Here is a 10744-nt window from a genome sequence, read left to right as displayed (position 1 = left end):
TTCACATGAAAAAAGCAATTCAATTTGGAGCAGGGAACATCGGGCGTGGATTTATCGGCGCCCTTCTCTCCCAAGCTTCCTACCATGTCGTATTTGCAGATATCAATGAACAAATGATTAATGAACTGAACGAGAAAAAAAGTTATCAGATTCATATTCTTGACCTGGAGCAAAGACAAGAAACGATTACGAATGTATCCGGCGTCCTTTCCAATGGTACAGATATCGTTCGCGAAGTAGCGGAGGCAGATATTGTAACTACTGCAGTAGGCCCAAACGTCCTAAAAATCATTGCTTCTACCATTGCAAAAGGAATTGAAGCACGTAGAGAAGCAGGCAGAGGTGCTCTTAATATTATTGCCTGTGAGAACATGGTCGGCGGAAGCAAGCACTTGGAAGAACAGGTGTACACTCATTTGTCTGAAGCTGGCAAAGCGTATGCGGAGGAACATGTCGGTTTTGCGAACTGTTCAGTGGACCGTATCGTCCCTCCTTACCAAGGTGAGAACATTCTTGATGTCGGTGTAGAGTCCTTCTACGAGTGGATTGTGGAAGAACCCTCCCTTAAAGGTGAAGTACCTCAGATTCCAGGGATGAAATTGACCGATAACCTGCTTGCTTATGTACAGCGTAAATTGTTCACTTTGAACACCGGTCATGCAATTACTGCATATCTTGGTTATCTAGCAGGTATGGAGACCATTGAAGAAGCTATCAATAACGATTCCATCCGCAGTGTTGTTCGCCAGGCTATGGAAGAAAGTGGCGAAGCACTGATTAAGAAGCATGGCTTTGACAAAGACGAGCATTTCAAATACATCGACAAGATTGAAAAACGCTTTAAGAACCCGTATATCCGTGATGAAGTTATCCGTGTAGGCCGGGAGCCATTGCGGAAACTGAGCCCTACAGATCGCCTTGTAGGTCCAGCTAACATCGCCATTCAGTATGGTTTAGGCCATGAAGCGCTTCTGAAAGGCATCGCAGCAGCTTTCCATTATAACAACCCGCAAGATCCGCAGTCCAAGGAGTTACAAGAGCAAATTGCAGATAAAGGCATTGCAGCTGTTGTATCCTCTGTTACTGGGTTTACTGAAGGCAGTGAAGATCATCGCATCATCTGCGAGCAGTATGCAATGACTTCCCAAGCGTAAACTGCTAGACTGTTACTCTTAAAAACATAAGCAAGACATAATAAAACCGCTATCCTTCGGGATGGCGGTTTTTATTTTTCAGATCAGCTGTATCCTTGTCTGCTTCTGTTCTACTTTAAGCCAATTTCCATTTTTCAATGCATCTTAACCGAACTAAATTCTCTTCAAATATGTAACTTTCTCCATAATAAACCGTCTATACATATAAAGAAGAGGTGGCTAAAATGCTGAAATCCCTACCAAAAATTGTGCTTTGTACTGTCTTCGGAGCGATGATTGCTGTAGGTTCCGCTTATGCAGGATCTAAACTAAATTTGGTGATCAATGATCAAGCCTTTGAGACAAGTTATCTAGACTTGCAGGTCGAAGACGGTAAAGTGCTTGTTCCGATCGATCGCCTTGCAGAAGTATTTAAAGGGAAAGCAGTTTACAATGCTAATAAAAATGAAGTTCAAGTGACGCTGCCGGAATCCGCTCAACAAGCGGTTCAGATCGATCGTTTGGAATCGGCTATGGTCCCCTCTACAGCCAAAGAAGCCTTAAACACTTGGGTCAAAGGCATTCAGACTCGTAATGGGGCGCTGCAATACGCTGTTTTCTCACCTGAACTACGTTCCAAAACCAAGAAAGAATTCGAGGATCACTACTGGACAACGGGAGGCTCCAGTCCGCATATGTCTGAGATCGAAAAGCTCAAAACAAAGTCTCTGAGTAAATCGACGACTCAGTTCTCATTCGATTATGGACTTGTTGCTTCCAATTGGAAAGGCAAGGGCTCTGCTGTTGTCACCGTAAAGAAAACGATGACATCTAACGGGTATGAAGCATGGTATGTTACGAATATTAAAATGAAAGACCCAAGCGATACGGGTACTACGATCGGTGTCGAACCGATAAAAAAATAGTAATTAACATACCACATTCACTATCCTGCTGTTACTTCATAGAAAAAAGCAACCGATCGGTTCAGATGGGTTGCTTTTTTCAGTGATTCAGATTTTCTAGATTAGGTTTAGGGAGCCACGAATACAGACATACCAGAACCAGGACTATTTGCACACTGTTCCTAGCCGCTTTATTCCATTATGATAGAAGAAAGCGATTACATAAATCGTTCTTCATTTTTCTCTTCCTGCTACCGACATAGTTAATATGAACTAATCACAAGCGAACGGAGGAATTCATATGATGGAAGAACTACGACTTGCTGAGCAAAAAGGGTATTCCGTACATCTATCTTTAACCGATGGCACTGCCTATTCAGGTATCGTGAGTCTTCAGATCCCCCATAAGAAGCTTCGTCTGAAACATACAGAAGGTATCATCAGCATTCCTTTTCAAGAGATCAGACATTGTTCTACGCTCATTCCTGTCCCTTTTTAAATCCTGAATAACATATATAAGCTAAAGATCAGATAAAAGCCGATATCCACCCTTTCTATAAAGTGTGAGTAGCGGCTTTTTGTTGTTTTTTAATCAATAATAAATTCTATTTCTCGCAGGCAATTCCGTCGTTGTCACGATCTTTGGAGCTATTCGCTTTATACAACGCCGCAGAAACATGTGGTTTATACTTTGTTTTCCCTCCCTTATTTTTAACAGAGGAAGATTTAGCTACTCCACCTTTGTACACTTTGTTAAGTTCAGTACAGTTTTTATATTTCTTTGCGCTTTCCGCATGAATTACTCCCATAGCTCCCAAAGACATGGAAGCCGATACCATAGTTACCAACACAACCTTCGTCCATTTTCTCATTTGCATGCCACCTCCGATACATTATGTATACACTTTAAAACTTTATTTTAATAAATTATCAAAGGAAAATCCATGAAATAAATAGAAAAAAGCCCCCTCTAAAGGAGACTTTTCCTATTTTATAATGATCACTTATCTTCCTAGCATAAACAAACTTACGGCACCCATGATTAAAATGACAAATGAAAGTACCGAAATCCACGATCTGAGCTCCCAATATCGAATGGCATATACGACAGACATACTGAGAAAAAACCAGCCTAAGGAAAAAGCTGAATTCATCAGTCCCACAATCAGCAAAATGAGGGCTACAACAGTAAGTACAGCCTCTGCCATTACAAATTTGGGATTGCGTTTTTTCTTATCCGGGTTCAGGATGAAAATCACCTCCGGATACCATTTAACCATAGGATCTACTTGCTTGGGAACAGGTTGTCTTAATATACATAAGCCCCTTATTTCACTCCGTTGTACACAAAAGCCTTAATAATGGAGCGTTGGGCAAAGAAGAAGACAATCAGTATAGGTACGACCAATATTAGATTTCCTGCCATAAGTATATTCCACGTAGCTACGCCCTCCGTCTCCCGAATCTTCGCAATTCCCAGCGGAAGCGTACGTGCTGTTTCATTGGTTGTCATTACAAGCGGCCAGAAGTAATCATTCCAATGACTGATAAAACTGAACAAACCAAACGTAATCAGTGCAGGACGAGCCATCGGAATCATGAGCTTCAGCATAATCTTCCACTCTTTTGCTTTATCCAGCCTAGCGGCTTCAATCAATTCATTCGGTACTTGCTTGAACGACTGACGAAGGAGAAAAATCCCGAAAGCACTGGAGGCAAATGGTAAGATGAGACCGAGATGAGTGTTCAGTAGATTCCATGAGCTGAGCTCAAGATAGACAGGTAAGAAGATCAGCTGGGAAGGAATCATTAAGGTCACCATAACGAATCCAAATAGAATACCAGACCCCTTAAACTCGTATCTTGCAAAGGCATAGGCTGCCGGAATAATTGTCAGCATCTGTAACACCAGAATACCTACGGAAATCAAGACACTGTTCATAAAATAATGCAGAAACGGCCCCGAGTTCCAGGCCTGAATGAAATTTTGCCACTGGGGATTCGAGGGAATCCACTCTGGCGGGAAAATCATGGTTTCAGGCAGCGTCTTAAGTGATGTAGACACCATCCAAGCAAAAGGTAACGCGAAGATAAGAACAAGTACCCCCATAAGAATCACGTTAATGATTTTTAGCAAACTGTTCATCACCTTCATACCGCTTACTTCCTCTTTTACTTTGCTTCGCAGTGTACCTTCTACTCTTGCTGTTGGTTCTAATAGGTTCATGAATTGCCACCTCTCCTTGCCGATCCTATTCTACTCAACTTCTACATGTTCATTTACTTCTTCTCTACATTTGTATTAACGATAATGCACTTTTTGGGACAATAGACGGAAATACAAGATGGTAAGGATACCAACGATGACGAGCAGGATCACCCCAGCTGCTGAAGCATATCCGATCTTAAAGAAGCGGAAACCATATTGATAAATGTAGTAGACCAGTGTATTGGTTGAATTTACCGGTCCTCCTTGAGTCATGATAGCGATCGTTTCAAACACCTGAAAGGAACCGATCATACTCATAATCGCAAGGAAAAAGAGTGTTGGCGATAACATAGGTAATGTAAGGCGAATAAAGGTACGCCACGGTTTCGATCGATCCAAAGCAGCCGCTTCATAGATGCTTTTTGGGATACTCTGCAGTCCGGCAATAAAGACAAGCGTATTGAATCCTATTCCTTTCCACACCGCTACCAGAATCAGTGACATCAGTGACGTATCCGGATGGGCTAACCATTGCAATGGTTCCATTCCGAATAAGCCGATTACCCAGTTCAGCAGGCCGTATTCCGGGTCCATCAGCCAGCTCCATAGAAGCGAGATCGAAACCAAAGAAATGATATGCGGACTGAAAATCGCCCCTTGGACAAATCCATAGAAAAATCCAGAACGGTTCAACCACAAGGCTAACAGCAAAGAGATACTAAGCGTAAGCAGCACGGTAGCTACCGTGTAAATTGTCGTATTTAGCAGAACCTGACGGAACTCTGAATCCGACAATAACGCCGAAAAATTTTGCAAGCCGACATATTCCTTCGTAGGACTGACAAAATTCCAGTCAAATACACTGAGATAGATCATATAAAAAATAGGATAAATAAAAAATACACCAAAAACGGATAGTGCCGGAGCTACCAATCCATAGGGTCTAAGCTTATGCCATAAGTTAGATGACTGATTGATCATGCACTACACTCCTCCACCCACCGAAATGAGTTCAAGAGCCCTCTCCGAAGTTACCGGTTCATTCGAAGCTACTCTGAATTCCGCTTGTCTTAGCCTCATTCCACTGTTGTCAAAGTAGTAAAGATGCTCATAAGGAACCGTAACGGTAACCATGTTATCGAGTATAAGAGGTGCTAAAAAGGTTTTGATCGAGAACATGCCGAAACTGGACTGGATTTGATAAATATTTTCCGCACCAAGGCTCTCCCGAGTCATGATTTCTCCACCTATTCGCAGACCCTCTACTGACGTTTCTTGCCCTAAATTTAGCTGAGCATGCTCAGGCCGGAACCCGAAATGACGAATATCTTCTTTACTGGAAGCAGATAACGTGTGAAGTTGCAGTCCTTTATAAGGAAGAATATTCATTGCCGGTGTACCGATAAACTGAGCGGCGAACATATTCGCCGGATCATTATACAGCTCGAGTGGTGAGGCCGCCTGTTGAATTACACCCTTATTCATAATGACGATTTCATCACCCATCGACATCGCTTCAACTTGGTCATGAGTTACATATACAAACGTCGTGCCAAGTCTTTTATGCAATTGAATAAGCTCTGTCCGCATTTGATGGCGAAGTTTTGCGTCCAAATTACTCAGTGGCTCGTCAAGAATAAATACTTGCGGTTTCTTCACCATGGCACGAGCGAGTGCCACACGCTGGCGCTGACCGCCGGAGAGCATCTCCGGCTTCTTTTTCATATAATCGCTCAGGCCTACAATTTCAGCGATATCCGCAATCAGTGCCTCACGTTCCTTTTTCGGAACCTTACGGTTAATGAGGCCAAATTCAATATTGTCATGGACATTCATCGTCGGATATAAAGCATAGTTTTGGAATACCATCGCCACGTCCCGCATGCCCGGCGGAACCCCGTTGACACGTTTGCCATCAATCCAAATGTCACCGCTCGTCTGATCATCCAGCCCCGCAATCATGCGGAGCGTGGTTGATTTACCACAACCGGAAGGACCGACAAGCACAGTGAACGAACCATCTTTTATCGTAAGGTCGAGGTCTTTAATAACCTCTTCCTGCTTAAAAAATTTACTGATGCCTTTCAGCTCGATTTTGCCCATTCATGTCAACTCCCTTTTATTTGCTGAGCAATGCATTCGCCTTTTCGTTGGCTTCGTCCATTGCATCCTGCACAGAGACCTTCGGATCAAGCAACGTTTTTTCAATGGCACTCTTCACGATCTTCGCAACTTCTGGATAAGCCGTCTCCATTGGACGAGGTCTTGCATAGGCAAGTTGGTCTACAGCGACTTTATACTGCGGGTATTCCTTGTACAAAGACTGTAACTCTTCGCTCTCCAGCGCTGAAATTCGAGTAGGCAAGTATCCTGTGTGTTTGCTCTGATACGTTGTACTTTCAGTCGTCGTCATGAATTTAAGGAATTCCCAAGCTGCTGCTTTTTCTTCATCACTGAGTTTTGAAGTAATGACGAGTTGACACCCACCTGTTGGAACACCATAAGATTTATTAGCTGGCATAAAAGCAGTCGTAAATTCAAAGTTATTTCCTTTTGAGATTTCAATAGCTCCAGCAACACCAGCTGTAGAACCGAAACGGAACGCAGATGCCTGGTTAGCCCAATCTTTGTCTGCGGTTGCTCCTGCCTCATCGCCTACAGGAATTTTAATAATGCCTTGGCTAGCAAGTTTCTTCCAAAATTCCACTGGGGCTACCCCTTCAGGAGAATTAAACAACCCAGCTTTCCCGTCATCCGTCAACACTTGACCACCTGACTGTGCAACAAGGCCTTCATAGTACCAAATGTCTGCAGGCATCGTCATGGCTGTTTTTCCCTTTGCTTTTAGTACTTTTCCGTATTCTTCGAATTCATCCCAAGTCTTAGGTCCAGCTGGATCAAGTCCTGCTTCTTCCAGCATAGTAACGTTCATATACATAATCGGTGTACTGCGCATAAAAGGAAGGCCGTACAATTTGCCATCCACGTAGGCATTCCCCATCAATCCTGGGTTAAAATCATCCATCTGTAACTGGTCCTTATCTTGTTCTGCTAATGCAGTAAGGTCCGTAATCATACCGTATCTGGCAAAGGTTCCTGTTGAAGAAATCTCAAGATCGGATACGGCTGGTGCATCGTTTGCTGCAAAAGCAGCTTGTACCTTCGCATGCAGGTCATTATAATTGCCCTGGTATTCAGCAACGACTTCGATTTTGTCTTGAGACTCATTAAATCGTTTTACAAGCTCTTGCTTCGCCTCTTCCGTTTTGTCACCATAGGCATACCAATATTTAATCTGAACTTTCTCCTCAGGGCTTGCACTGTTCCCCCCAGCAGCTCCGGCTGCATTCGTTGCTGCATTACCGCCTGATTCCGTACCACAAGCAGAAAGTAGAACCGTCATCCCCAGTACAAGTGTTAGCAAACTGCGTGTCTTTCCTTTTCTCATCACAAATCCTCCTTGGATTAAAAACATATAGACTCCCGATCTAGGCATAACAAAAGAAACCTCTATCAGACCAGGAGCAGCCACTACAGGCTTCTCTTGATCTGATCAGGTTTCTCCATCACTCCAACCCGGTATATATTTACTTGTGAGGTTATTTGTACTCTTTTTGTTTCTTCTAACTTTTTTTCTAATTTCATCATAGAACGTAAATGTTAAATGAATCGATGATTCGTGTTAAATAACGTTAACTGCTTAAAATGACTTTTCCCATAGGTCCTGACTCGAGGAAGAGATGGCGGTTGCTCCTTCTACCAAACAAGCTTCCGCATGTTCTCTCTTCCGCAGTAAACCTCCTGAAATGAGCGGAATATCTGTCATTTCTCTTACCTTCTGGAGTACTTCAGGAATTCGGGCTGGCATAATTTCAATAATATCAGGCTCTACTTGGGCAAGACTTTGAGCAATATTGGCAAGGCCCTCCGAATCAACGAGAAAAAACCGCTGTATCGTAGCAAGCCCCAGTTTTTGCGCTTTCTTGACTACCTGAATTTTGGTCGTAATAATACCGTCAGGCCGAATCGCATTTGCCAAATATTCAAGTCCCTGCTGGTCATAAGAAAGTCCACCGATCTTCTCAACATGTACAAATACCGGAATATCATGTTTTTGGAATAGCTCTACATATCCTTTGATCACCCCAATACTTCCCGTGAGAAGGAACACCCCGCTGAGCTGATCTTTATAGGACAAGGCTGTTTCAATGTAGCGTACATCTCGAATGGAAGCTACATTACGGTACTCTGACAGACGTTCCAACAAGTAAGCAACCGAATGTTGCTTACTTGTTTTTTTAGAGACAGACTTTACGCTCTCTGTTCGCTTAGACAGAGGAGATACAACATTAGACATGTGCCTTGTCGCCCCCAAGTCTGATTTCCGCACTTGAATGCGAACCTCTCTCTCCCTCATACAACTCTGCTTCGAGTTCTTTGAAAAATGCTTCGTCATTGATCTTCTCGCCAATCAGCTGTACACAGCACTCCCGATCCAAATCGTTCCCACGAGCATGCGGATTAGCGCTAAAATGCTTCATATGCTTATGAATCTCAGGTAACTGAACAGCGAGTGCGGAGTCCATAATATCTACTGCCTGAATCTGAACTTCTTCTCCTACAATTTCCGCAAGACGGTATGCGTGCTCATCAAGGCAAGCGGACAACTGTACGAAAGTCCAATTATGCTGTACTACAATCGAATCCATATGGGTATGACCGTTAAAATAAAGACCTGATCCCTTCTTCTGACGAAGAATACGCCACATATCAATGGAGGGATCAATTGAACCTTTATCACGATCTGAACCTCTCGTCGTTAGATGTACAGGGTGATGGGCGAAGACCAGCATCGGCTTCGTACCCGATGTCTGAACGACCTCTTCAAACCAGTTCAGCTGCTCCTCATCTATCCAGCCTCCCCAGTTCTCCAAATCCATCTCTCTTGTCGTATCCAGAAAGACGAGAACGTAATCCTCCATCGTTACAGAGTAATAACAAGCTTGTCCTGTTTGCTTTTGAATGTCCTTTTTGGGCTGACTGTACGTATCGTGATTCCCAAGAACGTGATGAAACTTGCGTTCGTAGGAGTGTATAATCTCATAAACCTCTTGCAGTTCGCGTTTTGTTCCAAAATTGGTCAGATCACCAAGTGATATATACAAGTCGGCCTCGCAGCTAAAATAATGATGCAACATGTTTTTATAGAACGCATCTCTTGCTTCCGTCCAGTTACCAAGCGTTGGATCTGCCTCGTGATAATGTAAATCACCCATAATCGCTATTCTCACTGTCTTGTACACTCTCCTTTGCGTCTATCTGTAATGAAGTATAAATGGAGAATGTAATCTGGAATCCACATCCAGTCATGTTTTTTGTAAAATACATATCCAGATAATTTAATATTGACTTTTACACTAAATTATGTTATGATATTTAATTAATTTTACAGGTGAGATAAAAATTGATATGATAGTATCCTCACAAATTGAAATGGAGGGATCCTACCATGTCAGTATCAATATCAAAACAAATCAGTATGATGGAATTGTCTCAAACCGTGATGGGTCGCAACCAGTGCGTCTACCCTACCCTTTTACATGATGGAGAAGAACTGATTCTGGTGGATACCGGCTACCCTGGCCAATTACCTCTGATTGAACAGGAGATGGTAAGTCTCGGATACAGCGTGAACAACATCAGCCGAATCATCCTCACACATCAAGACCTCGACCATATTGGCAATCTGCCTGGGCTTAGAGAAGCTTCCCCCCATGCAGAGATCATTTCGGACCCAATAGAACAACCCTACATTCAAGGCGACAAACTACTTATTAGAATCACACCCGAATCCATTGTAAAATCCTTAGCCTCTCTTCCTGCCGAAGTCCCCGATCAGATGAAACAAGCCTTCAAGCTCACGCTTGAAAATCCGCCTAAAGCACCTGTAGATAGAACTGTTGTTAATAAAGAAACTTTACCCTATGGGGGTGGAATTACTGTCGTGGAGACTCCGGGTCACACCCCAGGTCATATCAGTCTCTATCATGAGGCAAGCAAAACGCTTATTGCAGGCGATGCCCTTGTTGTAGCAAACGGGGAGCTGCTAGGTCCTAGCCCCATCCATACGTTAGATATGAAAAAGGCAATCGATTCTCTCAAACAGCTGGATCATTATGATATCAACTGTGTCATATGCTATCACGGTGGTATATATAAAGGAGAGGCCAATCAACGGATTACCGAAATTATAAATCAATTTGAACAATAAGCTGATATAAGGAAGGGCACGAATCGGATTCGCGCCCTTTTTAATATTTCTCATGATCTTCCTTTCTAAATGTGAAGTAATTCATATAATTGCAATGCCTTATCGATTATTTTAAATTAGGCTGAATGGTCTTTTATGATCTACATTTATGAAAACGATTTGAAATTCCCCGAAAATCCATTTCTAATACGCTTATCATCCTTAAACTCTACATTCTGACTCACTA

At 42.8% G+C, this 10744-nt stretch carries 12 protein-coding genes; 4 read left to right on the top strand and 8 right to left on the bottom strand.

Features of this window, described 5'->3' with window-relative positions:
• Nucleotides 1-5 precede the first annotated feature (5 nt).
• From KFT32_RS09405 to KFT32_RS09395, 3 genes are all read left to right on the top strand, one after another.
• Nucleotides 6-1154 (top strand): mannitol-1-phosphate 5-dehydrogenase, encoded by a 1149-nt coding sequence (locus tag KFT32_RS09405; protein ID WP_211746932.1) that lies wholly within the window; start codon nt 6-8, stop codon nt 1152-1154.
• Between the two features lie 224 nt (nt 1155-1378).
• Complete coding sequence (locus KFT32_RS09400) at nt 1379-2059, top strand: hypothetical protein (RefSeq protein ID WP_211746931.1); 681 nt, start codon at nt 1379-1381, stop codon at nt 2057-2059.
• 280 nt (nt 2060-2339) lie between these two features.
• Nucleotides 2340-2537: a hypothetical protein gene (locus tag KFT32_RS09395; protein ID WP_211746930.1), complete on the top strand. Its 198-nt coding sequence runs from the start codon at nt 2340-2342 to the stop codon at nt 2535-2537.
• A gap of 106 nt (nt 2538-2643) precedes the next feature.
• On the opposite strand, the gene KFT32_RS09390 is transcribed toward KFT32_RS09395, so the two are convergent.
• The 8 genes from KFT32_RS09390 to KFT32_RS09355 form a co-directional block, all read right to left on the bottom strand.
• A complete protein-coding gene (locus KFT32_RS09390; protein WP_211746929.1) occupies nt 2644-2910 on the bottom strand; it encodes an excalibur calcium-binding domain-containing protein in 267 nt (88 codons plus the stop codon).
• 132 nt (nt 2911-3042) lie between these two features.
• The gene (locus KFT32_RS09385; RefSeq protein WP_211746928.1) at nt 3043-3318 is read right to left on the bottom strand and encodes a hypothetical protein; all 276 of its coding nucleotides are present in this window, start codon (nt 3316-3318) and stop codon (nt 3043-3045) included.
• Between the two features lie 47 nt (nt 3319-3365).
• On the bottom strand, nt 3366-4193 hold the full coding sequence (locus KFT32_RS09380) for a carbohydrate ABC transporter permease (protein WP_211747069.1): 828 nt from the start codon (nt 4191-4193) through the stop codon (nt 3366-3368).
• A gap of 147 nt (nt 4194-4340) precedes the next feature.
• Entirely contained in the window at nt 4341-5228 is an 888-nt protein-coding gene (locus tag KFT32_RS09375) for a carbohydrate ABC transporter permease (protein WP_211746927.1), read from the bottom strand.
• Between the two features lie 3 nt (nt 5229-5231).
• Nucleotides 5232-6350, bottom strand: a complete 1119-nt coding sequence (locus KFT32_RS09370) for an ABC transporter ATP-binding protein (RefSeq protein WP_211746926.1) — start codon at nt 6348-6350, stop codon at nt 5232-5234.
• Nucleotides 6351-6366: 16 nt separating this feature from the next.
• Entirely contained in the window at nt 6367-7695 is a 1329-nt protein-coding gene (locus KFT32_RS09365) for an ABC transporter substrate-binding protein (RefSeq protein WP_211746925.1), read from the bottom strand.
• A 252-nt stretch (nt 7696-7947) separates the two neighbouring features.
• Nucleotides 7948-8604 carry a glycerol-3-phosphate responsive antiterminator gene (locus KFT32_RS09360; protein WP_211746924.1) on the bottom strand — a complete coding sequence of 219 codons (657 nt, stop codon included), beginning with the start codon at nt 8602-8604 and terminating at the stop codon, nt 7948-7950.
• On the bottom strand, nt 8597-9538 hold the full coding sequence (locus KFT32_RS09355) for a metallophosphoesterase family protein (RefSeq protein WP_211746923.1): 942 nt from the start codon (nt 9536-9538) through the stop codon (nt 8597-8599). Before KFT32_RS09355 ends, KFT32_RS09360 begins: the two co-directional genes overlap by 8 nt.
• A 218-nt stretch (nt 9539-9756) precedes the next feature.
• Here KFT32_RS09355 and KFT32_RS09350 point away from each other — a divergent pair, with 218 nt between their 5' ends.
• Nucleotides 9757-10518: an MBL fold metallo-hydrolase gene (locus tag KFT32_RS09350; RefSeq protein ID WP_249435778.1), complete on the top strand. Its 762-nt coding sequence runs from the start codon at nt 9757-9759 to the stop codon at nt 10516-10518.
• The last annotated feature ends 226 nt before the right edge of the window (nt 10519-10744 follow it).

This window comes from Paenibacillus sp. Marseille-Q4541 (assembly GCF_018310695.1).
In the GTDB taxonomy this organism is placed as follows: Bacteria; Bacillota; Bacilli; order Paenibacillales; family Paenibacillaceae; genus Paenibacillus.
Note: the sequence above shows the minus strand (reverse complement) of the source record. Positions and strands in the feature narration are given on the sequence as shown.